The following is an 18,560-nucleotide window of genomic DNA, read 5'->3' on the forward strand; positions in this document are numbered from 1 at the left end:
TTTTAAGCTGGATATAAAAATTAAAGTAAAAACTGAGTTAAAGCATCTCGCATATCTTCGGGTATCGAGGTGCTTTTTCGTGTTTGGCGGTCAACAAATACATGCACGAAATGTCCTTGAGCTGCAGCCTCATTTTGTCCTTGTTTAAAAATGGCTAAGTCATAGCGCAGTGAAGAATTACCAATTTTTTCAATCGCAACTCCAACTTCAATGATTTCAGGATAGGACAGTTCTTGTAAAAAGCTGCAGGCTGAATCGACCACTAAACCAATGATCGGGGTATTTTGCAAATCAAAACCGACATGTTGAATCAAGAGTGCATTTGCAGCGGTATCAAAATAGCTGTAATAGGTGACATTATTGACATGACCATACATATCGTTGTCTGCCCAACGGGTTTGGATTGGAAATAAAAATCGATAGTTTTGGCGGCGTTTAGTTTCAGGTTTCATCGTTGGTATTTTCTTTATTTCAAAATGAGTAAACTTTAGGCATAGATCGATTGATAAATCTGGCGAGCGTCTTCAAACTGCAGTTCTCGCGGATTATTTTGTAATAGTCGTGTTTGTAATAGCGCATCTTCTGCTAAACGATCGAGCATATTTTCAGGCACATTGAGTTGACTGAGTTTAAGCACCAAACCGCTCTGATCTAAATGATTTTGCATATGATCAATAAATAAATCACATAAACCATCGGTACAGCCCGTACTGTATGGGTCTAGCCAACTCATGAGTTCTGCATAATGCTGCTTGGCCTGAGGTGCATTAAACTTTAACACTTCAGCGAGAACCAGTGCATTGGTATGACCATGCGAGAGATGAAAGTGTCCACCGAGTGGATAGGCGAGTGCATGCACCGCTGCAACTGGCGCATTAGCAAAGGCCTGACCTGCAAGCATTGAACCGACCAGCATGTGCTGACGCGCTTCGAGGTTATGTCCGTCGTGTAAAACCAGCGCTAAATTTTTATTTAATAAACGCAAAGCTTGTTTAGCAAGCATATCCGCATACGGATTTTTTTTAATTTTTGATGTATAGGCTTCAATGGCATGCACCATGGCATCGATACCGGTTGCTGCGGTAATGTGTGCGGGAAGATTTAATGTAAAGTTCGCATCGAGGATACAGACATCGGCATACAGTACAGGGGAGACGATACCTGTTTTGGTGGTTTCACCTGTAGTGACGATAGAGATTGGTGTGACTTCAGAGCCGGTCCCTGCCGTTGTCGGGATCAAAATGAGCGGTAAGCGTGGTCGTTTTGCATTAGCAACACCATATAAATCACTGATCTGTTGTGTTTGCTTAGGATGAGCCAAGATCGCGATAATTTTAGCCACATCCATTGAACTGCCACCGCCAAAACCAATAATCAAATCTACTTTTTCATTCTTGGCAAATTGAACTGCATCCAAAACTATATGTTCTGCAGGGTCAGCTTGAATACTGGAATAAATTACATAGTCTTGATGGATACTTTCTAAAATATCCAAAATGGGTAAATGTAATTGTTGTTGCAACATACCGGGGTCGGTCACAAGCATGACACGTTTGGCTTGAAAGTCGCCTAGGACCTCTCTCAGTTGGGAAATAGAGCCTAAGCCTGAAATAATATTGCTGACGGTTTGAAACTGAAATTGACTCATTGGCTTATCCCTAATTTTTTATATCCAAATAAACATTATTCTTGAGTGTTGATATAGGATTCATCCTGTAAATAACTTAACATAAGACGCTTGAAATAAAAGTAGTCTTGAGGTTGTTATGTCATCCAGCACGCCATATAAGGTGTTGTGTGTTTGTTTAGGAAATATTTGCCGTTCACCTACGGCTGAAGTGGTTCTCAGACATTTTTGTGATGAAGCGCAACTCAATATTCACGTCGATTCTGCGGGTACGAGCAATTATCATCCGGGCAAAGCGCCTGATCTACGTAGCCAACAGCATGCAAAATTACGTGGCTATAACTTATCTGCATTACGCGCACGTCAGTTAACGGTTCATGATTTTATTGAATTTGATTTGATTTTGGCCATGGACTACGAAAATTTAGACAATATTCAAAACCTCATGCAAAAGGCGCAGCAACAATTCGGTCAACTACGTGCACAAGTGTCTTTGATGAGTCAACATGATCACCAATATCCGCAACAAGAAGTACCAGATCCGTACTATGGTGGTGATGCAGGGTTTGAACATGTATTAGATCAATGCGAATCTAGCAGTCAGGCTTGGGTCAATTATTTAAAAACTCAGTTACAAGCACAGCAAAAAAATTAAGGTTTAAGAATGCAAATTCAAACACAGGTTCAGCTTAAGCCATTTAATACATTAAGCCTCGATGCTGTAGCATCTCATTATGTACGTGTTCAATCGGTAGAAGATATCCAAGCAGCGCTCGACTTTGCCAAAGCTGAGCAATTAAATGTATTGGTACTTTCAGGAGGCAGTAATATGCTGTTGCCTGAGCAAATACATGCTTTAGTGATGCACATGGATATTCAAGGTATTGAATATGTACAAGACGATGCCGATACACAGACTTTAAAAGTGGGTGCTGGGCAAGTGTGGCATGACTTTGTGCTATGGACGACGGCACACCAGTTTTATGGCTTACAAAATTTAGCATTGATACCCGGTTTAGTCGGTGCTTCACCTGTGCAAAATATTGGAGCTTATGGTGTTGAAGCGGGTGAGTTTATTGAATCTGTACAGGTCTATGACCGAGTAACAGAACAGCAAAGTAGTATTAGCGCTGCCGATTGTCATTTTTCATATCGCCATAGTATTTTTAAAGATGAGACAGAGCGTTTTATTATTACGCATGTCACGTTTAAACTTTTAAAACATGCAGATTTAAAATTAAATTATGGTGATTTAAAGCAGGCAGTGGGTGAAGACTTAAGTGCAGAAAACCTACAACAACAAGTCATTCATATTCGTCAAACCAAACTCCCAGATCCAAAAGAATTTCCAAATGTCGGAAGTTTCTTTAAAAATCCTGTGATTAGCCAGCAAGCCTTTGACCAAATTGCGCTGCAATTTCCCAATTTACCCCATTACCCACAACCGAATAATGCGGTAAAACTGGCAGCGGGCTGGTTAATTGACCAAGCAGGTTGGAAAGGGAAATCTGTGGGTTCAGTGGGTATGTTCCATAAGCAAGCTTTGGTGTTGGTCAATTATCAGGACGCCACGCTGCAAGATGTACGTACAACTTACAAAGCTGTACAACATGATGTTTTTGAAAAATTTAATATTGAACTACATCCTGAGCCTGTATTATTTGATACAAATGGCTTGATTCGATCTCACGCAGATCAATAAAAACACATAGGTTTTAGATTTATGCATAAAACACATTGGATGGTTCGCTTAGTACAAATTGCCGCAGTGCTATTTGTACTTTTGGGCTGTCTAATGATTTTTATCTATACGCCGTTTTATTCTAAATTGATCGTTAAAAGTTTAAATTATTTCGTTCCTGTAGAAGTCAATCAGCTCGCAGCGCAAAGTCAAAAACTCGGCGCCTTGAGTGATGATGATAACTATGAGCCGGGTTCTGACTTATGGATAGCGCGCCAAGCGTATTTAAAACTCATGGAGCAAGCCATACAGTCTGATGAGCCTCAAGATTTAACCCTTATACAAGCACGTTATAAGGCGTTACAGCAGCTCATTGAAGAAGAACATGAAAAAGAAAAGAATGATAGTCAAAAGGACATACCGAAAGTACCTCTGCTGAATCCTTCTGCGTCCGAGGCGGCTTCTTCTGAAGCATTGGCGGAAAATCCTGCTCAAAAAATGAAAGAGCTGCTTGAGCTGAATAGTGCGGAAAATAAAGGACTGATGACTCAATATACAGAGTTCTTAAAAACCCATGAAATTGAGCAAGCGGCTTCAGAAGCGGAACCGATCGATAATGAAACTTATCTTGATCTTGCCAAAATGAAAGATAAAACATTAAAGCAGCCAACCGCAGAGCCGTATGCGATTGTGGTGTTAGGTGGTGGTTTAACCTTAGATAAAAATGATAAAGATATTGTAGTAAATGACTACACACGACTTCGACTGGAAAAAACACTCGATGTTGAACGAGCCAATAAGTTACCGATTGTACTGAGTGGTGTAGAAGCACCGTATATGCAAGCATGGTTAAAGCAATATGATGTCGATGCGAAATTGCTTGAAGACCGCAGTATGAATACATGCGAAAATTCGCGTTTTAGTTCGTTGCTTTTACAGAAAAAAGGCGGCGCACCGACGGTTATTTTAATCACTGACCAATATCATATGCCTCGAACACGTCGTTTATTTGCATTAAATGGTATCGAAACCATTCCTGTTGTTGCACCTATGCCAACAACATTAACTACATGGCGACCAAGTGAAAAAAATTATGACCATAGTCGTCGTGCTAATTATGAATTATTAGCCACCTTACGTGATGTTTGGTTTGGCTCAAGTGACTGTCGGGAGGTCCCATAATGTCAGATATCCCATTTCTTAATCCTTCGATCCTTAAACAATTAGATCTTCCTGTTCCAAGTCGAGAATTAACCCCACAAGTATTAGAACCGCTAAATTTAAATCGACCTTTTGAGCCTAGTGTTGAAATACAGTCTTATAGACGACTTTATGGTTTAGATGCCTTGAACTGTGAACATTGGCAAGGCTATGTAGAAATGCCTTTGTTCAAATTACATGTACAAGTATTTCAACCGAAACTGAAAACTGAAACGGATGTCATTAAAGGCACTGTATTTTTATTGCATGGTTATTTAGAGCATAGTGGAATATATCAGCCGATTATTCGTGAACTCTTAGATCAAGGTTTTAGTGTTTTAACCTATGATTTACCGGGGCATGGTCTAAGTAATGGATCGCCAGCCAGTATTCAAAACTTTGACCATTACCAACAAGTTTTGGAAGCGGTATATCGTTATGTTAAACATGCGGCTCAATTACCGACGCCATGGTTAGGGATTGGACAGAGCACGGGTGGTGCGATTTGGCTGCATCATCTGTTAGATTTTGCTGAACATCGCAAAAACCCTTATGTCGAACGGGTTTTATTATTATCTCCGCTGATTCGCCCTGCAAAAACGGCATGGTGGCATAATTCGGTAGGGTTAGGCATTATTCGTCGTATTAAACGTGAAGTGCCACGTCATTTTAGACGGAATAATCATAATCCTGAGTTTTTACGTTTTGTCCGCTTAAAAGATCCTCTACAACCACGAATGATGGGGATGGATTGGATTTTGGCCATGTCAAAATGGATGCAGGAGATGGAGGAACGCCCAGCGTGTCGTATTCCGGTGTGGTTAGCGCAAGGCGCACAGGATCAAACTGTAGATTGGCGTTATAACATTGAGTTTATACGTCGTAAATTTCGTTTACAGACGCTTCTCATGCTTGAAGAAGGTTCGCATCAGCTGATTAATGAACGTGCCGATATTCGTGCTGCATTAACAGGTTTGATCCCGGCATTCTTGCATGCTCAATCGAATAGCAAGTCTTATTACTAACTGATGTTACGCACTAACATCAGGAGCGTAATTTGATTCAAATAAAAGTACGATACGCGGGAAGGTCATCCGCAAGTGTTTGAGACTGGACTACTCCTAATCAAAAATGTTTTTGCAATACTTTGAATAATTTGACGCTAGTGAACGAGTTTTGTTGGTGAGGTGCATTGCACCGCAAGATGGTTTCCTTGCGAAGCACGCTTCTCATTTTACCAAATGAGAAACAACGTTTCGTAAGAGTACCTCCAGCCGAAGGCTAATCCCGTTATTTAAGCCCTAGATGTAAGACTCCGTCGAATAGGCTTAAAAATTATTTTAAAAATGCGTATTTACTTTTACGCGCGTAACATCAGTTACTAATTGACGATTGAGCACAGCTTACCTTAATCAGTGTGATGGATCTAGACGAAAAAAAAGAGGCGTAGTCGCCTCTTTTTTTTGGGTGGAGGAATCAGAACTTTTCTAGATGAGCCATATTCCACATACGGAAATAGAAGTTTTCCTCATCTTTATTTTCACAGCTGAGTAACTCCCCATCTTTTAACCAAAAATGTAGCTGTGCATAGTTTTTAATTTCACGGTTATTAATCCGCTGCGCTAGATGGTGCGCACGGATATCGGATGGATGTTGTAAACCTGCTGAGGCAATAAGTTCAGATAAGCCATGCAAGGTATTTTTGTGGAAATTAAAAACACGTTCTGCTTTGGTCGGAACATGGATGGCTTTTTGACGGTCTTTGTCTTGTGTCGCAACGCCAACTGGACATTGGTTGGTATGACAGCTTTGAGCTTGAATACACCCAACTGCAAACATAAAGCCACGAGCTGAGTTGACCCAATCTGCGCCAATTGCCATGGTACTGGCAATATCAAAAGCACTAATAATTTTACCACTGGCACCGACTTTAATTTTTGAACGTAAGCCTGCACCAATCAGGGTGTTATTAACAAAGAGTAGGCCTTCACGCAGTGGCGTACCCATATTATCGATCAATTCAATCGGCGCAGCGCCAGTCCCACCTTCAGAACCATCCACTACGATAAAATCAGGTGTAATCCCTGTATGTAACATGGCTTTTACGATACTCATAAATTGCCATGGTTGCCCGATACACAGTTTAAAACCCACAGGTTTGCCTTCTGACAGTTCGCGCAATTGCTGAATAAATTGCATCATTTCAATAGGGGTGCTAAAGGCAGGATGGCTAGATGGAGAGATACAGTCATGTTCACGGCTGACACCACGGATTTGAGCAATCTCTTCGGAAATTTTGTCTTTAGGTAAAATGCCACCATGGCCTGGTTTTGCACCTTGAGATAATTTGATCTCAATCATTTTGACTTGAGGGTGCTTGGCTTGTTCAGCAAAACGTACAGGGTCGAATTGACCATCAATGGTACGACAGCCAAAGTAACCACTACCGAGTTCCCAAACAATATCACCACCATTTTCTAAGTGATAAGGACTGATACTGCCTTCACCAGTGTCATGGTAGAACTTGCCCATTTTTGCACCTAAATTTAAGGCACGAATGGCATTGGCACTTAAGCTACCAAAACTCATCGCAGAGATGTTTAATATCGATGCGCTATACGGCTGCTTGCATTGCTCATTGCCGATATTGATGCGGAAAGTTTCAGGAATGGCCGGAATACAAGGCGACAAAGAGTGATTGATAAAGCGGTAATCATTTTGGTAAACATCAACAATTGAACCAAATGGTTTATCTGCATTTTGATTTTTTGCCCGTTGATAGACTAAGCTGCGTTGCATACGAGAAAAGGGCAATGCATCTTGATCAGATTCAATAAAATATTGGCGAATTTCAGGTCGAAATTCTTCAAATAAAAAACGAAAGTGCCCCATGATAGGGTAATTTTTTAAAATCGAATGTTTGTTTTGTATGACGTCATACAAACCCAATAAGCTTAAAAGCCCAGTAATGACCCAGATACTATTCAATAAGGTTTGTGGAATAAAATATTGAATATAACGAGGGGAATAACCTAAATGAAAACTCGAAATGAGTAGGAAGATAAAAATACAAGCAAACCAAATTGAATGCCGAGAAAAAAAAGTATTTAGTAGCTTGTGGCGAATAGTTTGCGCTGGACTGGCCATATTTTGAAAAATCTTATTCAGCTCATTTGCTCATAATTTGCCGAGTTTATGCACAATGCTCAAGCTTTAATTTGTTGATTCAGTGTAGCATTTATAAAAAACAACATTGAAGTTGGATGAATTTTTCATTTAAAGCCAAATCAGATAAGAAAAGCAGGAATGTTCTTTAAGAAAATTTGTGAAAAGTAGCGCGGTTCTTGTTATTTCACAGTACGCAAAATGGAGGTTAAAGTGATTTTACTTTCTAAACATGAGGTGCTGAATATGACTATGAAATCTATTCGTTATAATAATGCCGACCTAGCCTGCCTATGTCAGTAATTGATTATAGTCATGAGAAATTAGCGCTATGGCATAAGGTATTCAGCAGATACTTATGCTGTAGTTCCTTTGACCTAAACGACTAAAATTACAAAAATATTCTAAGAAATTATCCAGTCCCAGCGTTGGGACTTTTTTATGTGTTGATAATTTAAGTGAAAATCTAAGCAAAAAATTAAGTGCTAAATATTTATTATGAAATAAAAGTTGCTACCTCAAATTTAACATTTCAGGTAGCAGGAAACCTTAGAATAGTTTAGTCATTACGTTGTTGTACAACGACAGCGACTTCTTCTGGTTCGATTTTCTGAATCTTTTTACCAAAACTACGCAGCCACCATGTTAATTGAGAGGTAAAAGGTACTGTTGCACTAACTTCAACCCAGCCATCTTCGGTTTTTTGAATCACTTGATCTTTACTTAGCTGACTTTCTTCAAAATAAACCGCCTCTGCTTCAGACATGGTTAATTTGAGCTGAATCATTTCAGTCGGCTTATTGAAGTCCACACGGAAGCCAAGCGCTCCAGAGTCAATATAGGCATCAATATCAAAATCGACAGGGTGTAATGCACGTGAATTTAAGACCGTAGCAGATTTAAAACGATGTAAAGCAAAGGTTTGGATGTCTGTTTTGTCATGACGTGTGCAAACCAAATAGATAATAGCACCTTTTTGGACCAAAGCCAGTGGATTTAAAATATAGGTCTTTTCTTCACTTTGTTGTCCACGACCTTGATAAAGACATTCGAGTTGTTTGTCTTGTAGTAAGCCTTCATAAATCGATTGCTGTGCTGCTTTTTCAACCACAGGAGGAATCAATGGCTGAGTAGCTGGCACGATTCGCACGCGGTTAATCCACTGACGGACATTATTTTGCGACGACAAACTTCGACGTGCGAGATCAAACCAAGGATTCATTTCTTCAATTAAGCTCGGTGGAAGCAAATGTTTTAAGTGCTCCTCAACCATCATAAAGGTGACCGCTTGTGAGCTAGTCATATGAGGCAAGCTTTGAATCGGTGCATCAGAACGCCAACGCCAGCCTTGTGGAGTTGTTTTACTACTCTCAATTGGGAAACGCAGAGAAATTTGATTTAAGTCACGCTGAATGGTGCGTAGGCTGATATCAATGCCTTCACGGTTCAGTATTTCTTGTAATTCACGCGTACCCATCCACTTACCTGTGGACAGTCGTGAAAGAATTTGCCACTGACGATAGAGGCTGTTCGACGTTTCTTTTTCTTGTGAAGACATAATCTAGTGCTTGAACTTGAACTTAAATAAATAAAAATGATGCTGTGGGACACAATAAGAAATCTTCCTGCGTTAAGCAAGTCTTCATCTGAAAAAAACTAAGATGATTTTAATAACGCAATTTGACACAACTTGAGCAGTTAGATGCTGTACCGCTTTGCAAAAATGATGCATAAATAATCAAAGAGAAGCAACATATGTATTGATGGTATATATATTGCTTTATCTAATTCATATAAAACAAAAACATGGAGTTGCTATGCTGAAAGAAAATCGTAATACAACTTCAAATGGAATTGAGGGTTATGAGGCAAAGTTGGTCAATACTTCTGTCTCTACATTAAAAAATTTACCTCTTACTCGAGGACATGCGCTGTTTAATCAATTTAATTCGAATTTTTTTAATGAAATGCGCGACAGTAAAACGGTAGCTAAAGAATCATGCCAACGGATAGAGCAGTGGTTATCACAGCATACACTTGATGAATTAAAACAACTAAATCAGGTGGCAAAACAACATTTTATCTATGAGGGTATTACCTTTACAGTGTATGGCGAAGATGAGGGCATTGAACGCACTATTCCTTATGATCTTATTCCTCGTGTGATTGCACGAAAGGAATGGAATAATTTATCACTGGGCTGTGCACAGCGCGTGAAAGCTCTCAATCTGTTTTTACATGATGTCTACCATCAACAAGATATTTTAAAAGCAGGAATTATTCCTGAACTGCAAGTCTTAACGCATGAAGCCTATTTGCCACAAATGTATATGCATGGGCTAAAAGGTAAAATTTATAGCCAAATCAGTGGCATTGATATCATACGTGATCAATCAGGCGAATTTTACGTCCTTGAGGATAATCTTAGAACACCGTCGGGTGTGTCATATATGCTAGAAAGCCGTAAGATCAGTCAAAAACTGATGCCTGAACTTTGCCAGCAAAGCAACATTATGGGGATTGAGCAGTATCCGCAGCTTTTACGTGAAATTCTTGCAGAAAATGCCTACGTCGATAACCCGTTTATCGTGGTTTTAACCCCAGGGCGTTTTAACAGTGCGTATTATGAACATGCCTTTTTGGCAAGGGAGATGGATGTACCCTTAGTGACATCGCGTGACCTTTATGTAGAAAACGATAAGGTTTATGTGAAAACCATCAAAGGTCGACAACAGGTTGATGTAATTTATCGTCGTGTGGATGATGCTTTCCTCGATCCATTATGTTTCAAACCTGACAGTACTTTGGGTGTAGCAGGGCTCATGTCAGCGTATATGCAACATAATGTGGTCATTGCAAATGCACCGGGAACAGGCGTAGCAGATGATAAATCGATTTATCCTTATGTGGATAAAATGATTCATTTCTACTTAGGCGAACAAGCGATTCTGAAAAATGTGCCGACCTATCAATGTCGTGAGCAGAACGACTTAGACTATGTGCTGTCGACTATCGAAAAATTGGTGGTAAAAGAAGCACAGGGTTCAGGTGGATACGGCATGTTGATCGGTCCGCAAGCCTCTTTACAAGAATTAAATAGCTTTAAAGATAAAGTGGCCGCAGCACCACATCTATATATTGCACAGCCGACTTTAAAATTATCTGTCAGCCCAACCCTAAGTGAGGCCGGTGTTTCGGAACGCCATATCGATTTGCGTCCATTTATACTGAGTTCTCCATATCGAACTGAAATTGTACCGGGTGGCTTAACTCGTGTCGCGATGCAAGCAGGTTCATTGGTAGTGAATTCTTCGCAAGGCGGCGGTATTAAAGATACGTGGGTAGTAGATGATTTACGCTCATAGCACTTCAGTGAAGGAGCAAAACATGATTTTATTAAACAGTAATGCAGAACATATTTTTTGGTTGGGACGTTATTTAGCACGCACTCAATATTTATGCAGTATTTTTCCATTTCAAGATGTCGATATGGCATTGAACTATGCACATGCTTTTTGTTTACCAGCCTTCGATGTCGACTCAATGAATGAATTGGTTTTAAATGCAGAGCAACCGGCGTCATTTTACAGCCAATTTAAATATGCGCAAAGTAATATACAGGACTTAAGGGGTGTACTTTCAGCAAAAAGTTATGCGGAACTCAGCCGTTTAATTCGTAATGCGAGTGATAACCCGGGTTATATCTGTGACGTGGTAACAGATTGCCAAGATGTTTTAGAGTCCGAATCTGAAGATGTATTTTTATTTTTTAGTTTAGGACAAGCTATAGAGCAGCTTGATCGCCAGTTGCGCATGCAGCAGGAGATTCAATACACCCTAGCGAAGATTGAACATATCGTAATCGCTTTGGTTCAGTTTGGCTGGGAAAGCGTGCAAGAGGCATGGTTGGCACTTAAACAGCAGCCGAATAGCCAAAACTTCTACCATTTCAGTGATCATATCCAAAATATGTTTGAGGTGGCTGTATGAGGCTCATGATCAACCATCAGACCCATTATGTTTACACTGATGTGGTAAACAGAAGCATTCAATATATCAAAATGACCCCATCCACTAATGCGCATCAACAGGTGCAAAATTGGGATGTGAGTGTGCCGGGGCAACGTGATATGCAATTGGATACTTTTGGTAATGTGTGGTTGACCACAACGCAGAGCGAACCTTATCTTCAAATGACCATTATGGCGCAGGGCATCGTAGAGATGAATTTGAGTTCAAATGATTCAAATGCGGATGATTTAAACCCGAAACTATTTTTACAGCCAACGCCGAGTACGCCATGCGACATTTACATGAAAAGTTTTGCCGATTGTTATGTCCCTCGTATCAATCGTGTCAATCTAATTCGTTTGGCTGAAGCGATCTTGGCGCATATTCCCTATGTTTCGAATCAGACATCTGTACATACTTCTGCAATAGATGCTTTTCATTATAAGCAGGGGGTATGTCAGGATCATACTCATGTCATGATCGCAATGTGTCGCTATTTGGGTATTCCTGCACGATATATTTCTGGGTATTTATTTGTACCGAATAGTAGCCATCTTGCTAGTCACGCTTGGGTAGAAGTCTATATCGAAAATAAATGGTATTGTTTTGATGTAAGTAATCAGCTATTTACACCACAATCACATATTTATGTCGCGATTGGGCGGGATTACTGGGATGTAGCTCCTGTTCGAGGTGTTCGTGATAAAGGTGGTATTGAGTCTATGAGCTCAATTGTACAAGTGTTGAGTTGTTAATCTTAGAGGGATAAAAATGACCTATTGTTGTGCATTACGATTAAAAGATGGCATGGTATTTGTCAGTGATACACGTACAAATGCAGGAGTTGACCATATTTCAGTTTTTCGTAAACTTTATACCTTTGGTGTTGCGGGTGAGCGATTTATTACCATCCAAACCTCTGGGAATTTAGCTACTACACAAGCGGTCATCGGGCATTTACAAAATAAACTAGAAGTCAAACAAGAGCCGAATTTATATAGTGTAAATACGATGTTCGAAGTGGCTGAATTGGTCGGGCATACCTTAAAAAAAGTTATCTCTGATGTCACCTCTGATATTTTAGAACAAAGTAATTATTACTGTAGTTTATTAGTAGGTGGTCAAATTGGTAGCGCTGATATGCAGCTATATAATATCTATCCGCAAGGTAATTTTATTTGTGCGACACCGGATACCCCATATTTTCAAATTGGAGAAAGTAAATATGGTAAGCCGATACTTGACCGAACTTTGCGTTACGATATGCCACTCGATGAAGCAATGCGTTGTAGCTTAATTTCTTTTGATTCAACGATACGTTCGAATGTGTCTGTAGGTATGCCTTTAGATGCTTTGGTTTATAAAAAGGACAGTTTAGAAATACCAAATGGTAAGCGCATTTATGAAGAAGACCCATACTTCACCATGATCAGTAAAGGCTGGTCAGAAGCATTGCGTCAGGGCTTAGTCGAATTGGCAAAACCAACAGCTGACTATTTTCAATAACGATTTGATCAACGAATAGATCAATTTAAAAAGCGAATAAAAAAAGCCCAGATTTGATCTGGGCTTCTTGATTTGGCTAATTAAGCTAATTTACGTACAGGGCGCCCGCTCATACGGCATAATAATTCATAGCCAATGGTTCCGTTCGCTTCTGCAACGTCATCAACTAAACGGTCTTTACCCCAAAGCTCAACTTCAGTGCCTATTGGTGCATTCATACCAGTGATATCAATCGCAATCATATCCATGGCAACACGACCAATCACACGTGTTTTCTGTCCTTGAATAGATACATAGTTTTGTTTAGGAAAGGCACGTGGATAACCGTCACCATAACCAATCGACACAATCGCAAGATTCATTTCTTGTTCTGCAACGAAAGTTGATCCATAACCCACAGATTCACCAGCTTGAATGGTATTTAGAGCAATCACTTCAGCGGTAAAGGTCATCACTGGTTTAAGATCTAATGCTTCTACAGAACGGTCTGCGAAAGGTGTAGCGCCATATAGCATGATGCCTGGACGAACAAAATCAAAATTCAGTTCTGGCCATTTGAAAATCGCTGCTGAGTTACAGCACGAACCCATGATTGGCGCACAAGCTTCTTTTACGTGTAAAAATTGTTCACGTTGTTGGTCATTTAGTGGATGATTTTCTGCGTCAGCATTGGCAAAATGCATAGCCAGTACGCAAGTAAAACCTTCCGCCTTTAATGCATTGATGACATCAATAATTTCAGGTACTTTAAAGCCTAAACGGTTCATACCGCTGTTGAGTTTAACCCAAACTTTCAGACCTTGAGCGATATAGGCATCTTTATGCTCACGTAACCAATCTAGTTGTTGCTGATGATGCACCACACATTCAATTTTTTTATCGATGATAATTTGCATTTCATCATCTGAAAAAATCCCTTCAATGAGTGTAATTGGCTGTTCATAACCCAGTTCGCGAATTTCTAATGCTTCTTCTAGGCAGGCAACACCAAAGGCATCGCTGTCTTTTAAGGCTGCTAAGCAGTCTTTAACTCCATGTCCATAAGCATTAGCTTTCACCATACTTACAATTTTAGCGGTTGGGGCAAGTTGTTTGACACGGTTTAAATTATATTGAAGTGCTTGTTGATCAATATAAACTGTAGCTTGGCGCACCCTAAATACTCCTACAGGGTCGATGAATTAATGGATGATAAAGAGTCTTTACTCTTCATCATCATACTGAGCATAAAACTCAGGGGAGAGGTTGCTAAATTTGGTGTATTGACCTTCGAAGGCAAGACGCACAGTACCAATTGGACCGTTACGCTGTTTACCAATAATAATTTCTGCAGTACCTGCTTCTTTAGACTCTTTGTTATAAACCTCGTCGCGGTAAATAAACATGATCAAATCGGCATCCTGCTCGATCGCACCCGATTCACGTAAGTCGGACATCACTGGGCGTTTATTAGGACGGTTTTCCAGTGATCGGTTCAACTGTGACAGTGCAATTACTGGGCAGTGCATTTCTTTAGCCAGTGCTTTTAAGCTTCGGGAAATTTCCGAGATCTCGCCAACACGGTTATCGCCCATACCGGGTACTTTCATAAGCTGCAAGTAATCGACCATGATACAGCCAAGTTTACCGCCGTGCATTTTGGCAATTCGTCGAGCACGGGCACGTACTTCCGTTGGCGGTAGTGCAGATGAGTCATCGATATACAAATTCTTTTCTTGTAGATGCACAATAGTACTGGTCACTTTTGACCATTCATCAGCATCCATTTTACCTGCACGCAAATGCCCTTGATGTACACGACCGAACGAGGATATCAAACGCATCGCAATCGAGTCCGCGGGCATCTCCATAGAGTAAACTAGAGCGGGCAGGTTATTATTAAACAGCACACTTTCAACCAAGTTCATGGCAAAAGTGGTTTTACCCATCGATGGACGGGCCGCCACAATAATCAAATCGCCTGCTTGCATACCTGAGGTTTTATTATCTAGTTCAACAAATCCAGTGGTTAAACCCGTGATACTGCCTTCAGTTTGTGAAAGTTCATTCAACTTATCAAAAACACTAGCAACGACAGAGTTAATAGCTTTAGGGCCTTGTGCTTTGGCGTTGTTGTTGTGTTGCTCGGCAATCGAGAAAATATTGGTTTCTGCGAGATCTAAAATTTCACTGACCGTACGACCTTTGGTGTCATAGGCATTTTGTAAAATTTCTGAGCTGACTTTAATCATGCTGCGTAAAGTGGAAAATTCTTTAATTTTTGCAGCATACGTTTCAAGGTTATAGAAACTTGAAGGTGAATCTGACATGAGTTGCATCAGATATTCTTCGCCACCAGCAGCATCGAGCAAGTTTTGTTTAATCAGCCAGTCATTGACCAAGACCGCATCATAAGGTGAGCTATCTTTTGACAGTTGATCGATGGCACGGAAAATATATTTATGACGGGTCGCATAAAAATCAGCTTCAGTCAGTACATCACCCACTTGCTCAAAAGATTCTGCAACGGTCATCAGTGCAGCAAGCACGGCTTGTTCAATCGCAAGGTTATGGGGTGGGGTACGAAACTCTTTCAACGAACTTTGTTCTGTGGTTTTTGCTGTTGGCGTAGAGTTTGGCTTGCTGGCATTCGCCTGTGACATAAAAATCCCTGATGCTGAAACCATTTAATGTGATGGAAATGGGTGCTAATTACAGTTTTTTCAACTCTTCATTGAACTGAAATGATAGGCGTTTTCTACAGAAATGCGAACAAGTATTTCCGATTAATTCGTCATACATTGAATTGAATGAAGAGTTAAAAATATAAAAAAGTTGGAGCACTATTTTTTACAGATAAAAAAAGAGCATGCGTAAGCATGCTCTTTTCTTTGCAAGAAATTACTCAGCTACGATAGTAACTAGAACTTCTGCAACAACATCATGATGCAATTGGATTGCGATGTTGAATTCACCAGTGTTGCGAAGCGCACCATTTGGTAAACGAACTTCTGCACGGTCTACAACAAGACCAGCATTAGTTAACGCGTCAGCGATGTCACGAGTACCGATAGAACCGAATAGTTTACCTTCGTCACCAGCTTTAGCAGTGATCACGATGTTAACTTCGTTCAATTGGTCAGCACGTGCTTGAGCAGCAGCTAATACTTCAGCTTCTTGTTTCTCAAGTTCAGCACGACGAGCTTCAAATGCAGCAGTGTTAGCTTCAGTAGCAGCAACTGCTTTACCTTGAGGGATAAGGAAGTTACGGCCGTAACCAGCTTTAACTGAAACTTTATCGCCTAATTTACCAAGGTTTTTAATGCGTTGTAATAAGATAATATCCACAGCTCAACCTCACTTATGATTGTCAGTGTAAGGGATCAAAGACAAGTAGCGAGCTTGTTTGATAGCAAGCGCTAATTGACGTTGGTAACGAGCTTTAGTACCTGTAATACGGCTAGGAACAATCTTGCCGTTTTCAGTGATGTACTGTTTTAAAGTGTCGATATCTTTGTAGTCGATGTACGTAACGTTCTCAGCTGTAAAGCGGCAGAACTTGCGACGACGGTAAAAACGTGCCATGTTATGTTCTCCTTATGCTTCAGCAGAGTCTTGAGCTTGTTGTGCTTCTTCACGTTGAGCTTTACGCGCACGTTTTTCTTCAGCACTCTTAGCCAATAGTGACTCTTCAGTGATAGCGTTTTCACGACGGATGATAAGGCTACGAATGATTGCATCGTTATAACGGAACAATTCTTCTAGCTCATCAAGAGTAGTTTGACCACACTCAACATTCATAAGAATGTAGTGAGCTTTGTGGATCTTGTTGATTGGGTAAGCCAATTGACGACGACCCCAGTCTTCAAGACGGTGGATTTGACCTTCAGCTTCTTTGATGTGAGTTAGGTAACGTTCTACCATACCCACAACTTGATCGCTTTGGTCTGGATGTACCAATAGTACGATTTCGTAGTGACGCATTGTCAGCTCCTTACGGTTTAGGCAGCCCCAATCATTAATTGATTGAAGCAAGGAGTCACAACCAAAGTTGTGTCGCAATAATTGCGAAGCGTGAATTTTAGAACGTTTAGGTTTGAAATACAAGGCATACACCTAAAAAGGCTTAATTATTTTGTGGTTTAATGACTATCTTTAATACACAGCTAGAATCGGATGCAGATTGTAAAATAGGAGATATGTTTTTAATTGCGGGGAGCTTATCTTGTATTTGATGAGTTACGATCATATAGACGTTGTAATGATATAAATTTGATTTAACTTAAAGATCTTTTGTCATATTTGATTGTAAATATCGATTTGAATCCTAATACAAATATGAAATATTTTTGTACTTGTCTGAAATCTATTGTACATGGGTAGATATTGGGAGAATCAGCGTTAAAACAGTTTTAGTGTGTATAGTAGTATTTCGATTTAAATTTTTGCTTTGCATTGAAGATGCCTGGAAATAAAAAAAGATAGAGTAAAACTCTATCTTTTTTAAAAAAATACAATTGGCTTTAGAGGAGCAGTGGAAGTGAAACTAAAAATTAAACTAATCACTGTGATCAATTTGACTGAAAACATGAAATATTGTTTTGCCCAAATTTGATCATCTTCAGCTTTGAATCCTTGAATGGTCAGATAAATCCAATACAGACTTAAGGCATTCAGGACAATCATATAAATCCAATTCGCATAACCAAAAAAGAATAAACCGTTCATGGTGATGCAGAACAAAATCACGTAAACCAAAGATTCAACCTTGGTACGGTGAATTGAACGTGCTACAGGTAAAATTGGAATTCCTGCATTTTTGTAGTCATCAAATCGGTAAACTGCAATTCCCCAAGAATGAGGCATTTGCCAAAATGCATAACCAATAAAAATCAGCAATGCACCTAAATCAAACTGGTTTGCAACAGCCGTATACCCGATTACAGGTGGCGCTGCGCCAGAAAGACTGCCGATAATGGTTTGATGAATTGTTGTTCGTTTTGTCCATAAGCTGTAAAAACCAACGTATACGACAAAACCAATAACAGCAAAAAGAAAAGCGTAAGCATTTACCCAGAACCATAAAATGCTAAAACCAAATACACCTAAAACTAAAGCAAAAACTAAAGCAACAGGAATCGAGATTGATTTTTTAACCATCGCACGATTTTGTGTGCGTTGCATTTTTGAGTCGATGTCTTGGTCAATAACGTTATTGACAACACATCCAGAAGCGACCACAAAGAGGGTGCCTAAGAGGGTAAGAAGCAACAGAAGGAAATCTACAGAACCTTGGGCAGCTACAAAGTAGCCACCCAAAGCGGTAACAAAGTTACCAAAGAGAATTCCTGGTTTAGTCAGGAATAAATACTTTTTCAGCATGACGACCAG

At 40.0% G+C, this 18,560-nt stretch carries 17 protein-coding genes and 1 pseudogene; 8 read left to right on the forward strand and 10 right to left on the reverse strand.

Annotated elements, in window-relative coordinates; translation table 11 throughout:
• Positions 1 to 20: 20 nt before the first annotated feature.
• Together FTU75_RS03315 and FTU75_RS03320 are read right to left on the reverse strand one after the other, a co-directional pair.
• Positions 21 to 452: a thioesterase family protein gene (locus tag FTU75_RS03315; protein WP_180023494.1), complete on the reverse strand. Its 432-nt coding sequence runs from the start codon at positions 450 to 452 to the stop codon at positions 21 to 23.
• Between the two features lie 35 nt (positions 453 to 487).
• Positions 488 to 1,648 (reverse strand): iron-containing alcohol dehydrogenase, encoded by a 1,161-nt coding sequence (locus FTU75_RS03320; protein ID WP_078193982.1) that lies wholly within the window; start codon positions 1,646 to 1,648, stop codon positions 488 to 490.
• A gap of 118 nt (positions 1,649 to 1,766) precedes the next feature.
• On the opposite strand from FTU75_RS03320, the gene FTU75_RS03325 reads away from it, so the two are divergent.
• From FTU75_RS03325 to FTU75_RS03340, 4 genes are read left to right on the forward strand one after another with little or no spacing between them, the layout of a single operon-like run.
• On the forward strand, positions 1,767 to 2,282 hold the full coding sequence (locus tag FTU75_RS03325; protein ID WP_111884272.1) for a low molecular weight protein-tyrosine-phosphatase: 516 nt from the start codon (positions 1,767 to 1,769) through the stop codon (positions 2,280 to 2,282).
• 9 nt (positions 2,283 to 2,291) lie between these two features.
• Positions 2,292 to 3,329 (forward strand): UDP-N-acetylmuramate dehydrogenase, encoded by a 1,038-nt coding sequence (gene murB, locus FTU75_RS03330; protein ID WP_180023495.1) that lies wholly within the window; start codon positions 2,292 to 2,294, stop codon positions 3,327 to 3,329.
• Between the two features lie 21 nt (positions 3,330 to 3,350).
• Positions 3,351 to 4,490 carry a YdcF family protein gene (locus FTU75_RS03335; RefSeq protein ID WP_180115125.1) on the forward strand — a complete coding sequence of 380 codons (1,140 nt, stop codon included), beginning with the start codon at positions 3,351 to 3,353 and terminating at the stop codon, positions 4,488 to 4,490.
• Positions 4,490 to 5,533, forward strand: a complete 1,044-nt coding sequence (locus FTU75_RS03340) for an alpha/beta hydrolase (RefSeq protein WP_111884274.1) — start codon at positions 4,490 to 4,492, stop codon at positions 5,531 to 5,533. The genes FTU75_RS03335 and FTU75_RS03340 overlap by 1 nt, the downstream gene beginning before the upstream one ends.
• Before the next feature lie 451 nt (positions 5,534 to 5,984).
• Here FTU75_RS03340 and FTU75_RS03345 read toward each other — a convergent pair whose 3' ends face one another.
• A complete protein-coding gene (locus tag FTU75_RS03345) occupies positions 5,985 to 7,655 on the reverse strand; it encodes an FMN-binding glutamate synthase family protein (RefSeq protein WP_078193977.1) in 1,671 nt (556 codons plus the stop codon).
• Between the two features lie 577 nt (positions 7,656 to 8,232).
• Positions 8,233 to 9,231, reverse strand: coding sequence for a YafY family protein (locus tag FTU75_RS03350; protein ID WP_180115126.1), 999 nt, complete (start codon positions 9,229 to 9,231; stop codon positions 8,233 to 8,235).
• A 373-nt stretch (positions 9,232 to 9,604) separates the two neighbouring features.
• Between FTU75_RS03350 and FTU75_RS03355 the strand changes: the two are divergent.
• From FTU75_RS03355 to FTU75_RS03370, 4 genes and pseudogenes are all read left to right on the forward strand, one after another.
• A pseudogene (locus tag FTU75_RS03355) lies at positions 9,605 to 11,038 on the forward strand (circularly permuted type 2 ATP-grasp protein); the annotation flags it as partial.
• A gap of 22 nt (positions 11,039 to 11,060) precedes the next feature.
• Positions 11,061 to 11,663 carry a hypothetical protein gene (locus tag FTU75_RS03360; protein WP_180115128.1) on the forward strand — a complete coding sequence of 201 codons (603 nt, stop codon included), beginning with the start codon at positions 11,061 to 11,063 and terminating at the stop codon, positions 11,661 to 11,663.
• Entirely contained in the window at positions 11,660 to 12,439 is a 780-nt protein-coding gene (locus tag FTU75_RS03365; RefSeq protein WP_180115129.1) for a transglutaminase family protein, read from the forward strand. Before FTU75_RS03360 ends, FTU75_RS03365 begins: the two co-directional genes overlap by 4 nt.
• Positions 12,440 to 12,455: 16 nt before the next feature.
• Entirely contained in the window at positions 12,456 to 13,190 is a 735-nt protein-coding gene (locus FTU75_RS03370; protein WP_180115130.1) for a proteasome-type protease, read from the forward strand.
• A gap of 80 nt (positions 13,191 to 13,270) precedes the next feature.
• Here FTU75_RS03370 and alr read toward each other — a convergent pair whose 3' ends face one another.
• The 6 genes from alr to cyoE form a co-directional block, all read right to left on the reverse strand.
• Positions 13,271 to 14,344: an alanine racemase gene (gene alr, locus FTU75_RS03375; protein ID WP_180115131.1), complete on the reverse strand. Its 1,074-nt coding sequence runs from the start codon at positions 14,342 to 14,344 to the stop codon at positions 13,271 to 13,273.
• 48 nt (positions 14,345 to 14,392) lie between these two features.
• Complete coding sequence (dnaB, locus tag FTU75_RS03380) at positions 14,393 to 15,832, reverse strand: replicative DNA helicase (RefSeq protein WP_078188586.1); 1,440 nt, start codon at positions 15,830 to 15,832, stop codon at positions 14,393 to 14,395.
• A gap of 238 nt (positions 15,833 to 16,070) precedes the next feature.
• Positions 16,071 to 16,517: a 50S ribosomal protein L9 gene (gene rplI, locus FTU75_RS03385; protein ID WP_078188585.1), complete on the reverse strand. Its 447-nt coding sequence runs from the start codon at positions 16,515 to 16,517 to the stop codon at positions 16,071 to 16,073.
• Between the two features lie 9 nt (positions 16,518 to 16,526).
• Positions 16,527 to 16,754, reverse strand: a complete 228-nt coding sequence (rpsR, locus tag FTU75_RS03390; protein WP_004278792.1) for a 30S ribosomal protein S18 — start codon at positions 16,752 to 16,754, stop codon at positions 16,527 to 16,529.
• 12 nt (positions 16,755 to 16,766) lie between these two features.
• Positions 16,767 to 17,153, reverse strand: a complete 387-nt coding sequence (gene rpsF, locus FTU75_RS03395; RefSeq protein WP_004696436.1) for a 30S ribosomal protein S6 — start codon at positions 17,151 to 17,153, stop codon at positions 16,767 to 16,769.
• 519 nt (positions 17,154 to 17,672) lie between these two features.
• Positions 17,673 to 18,551, reverse strand: a complete 879-nt coding sequence (gene cyoE, locus FTU75_RS03400) for a heme o synthase (protein ID WP_180107476.1) — start codon at positions 18,549 to 18,551, stop codon at positions 17,673 to 17,675.
• Between the last annotated feature and the right edge of the window lie 9 nt (positions 18,552 to 18,560).

It is taken from the genome of Acinetobacter sp. YH12140 (assembly GCF_013418475.1).
Classification (GTDB): Bacteria; Pseudomonadota; Gammaproteobacteria; order Pseudomonadales; family Moraxellaceae; genus Acinetobacter; species Acinetobacter amyesii.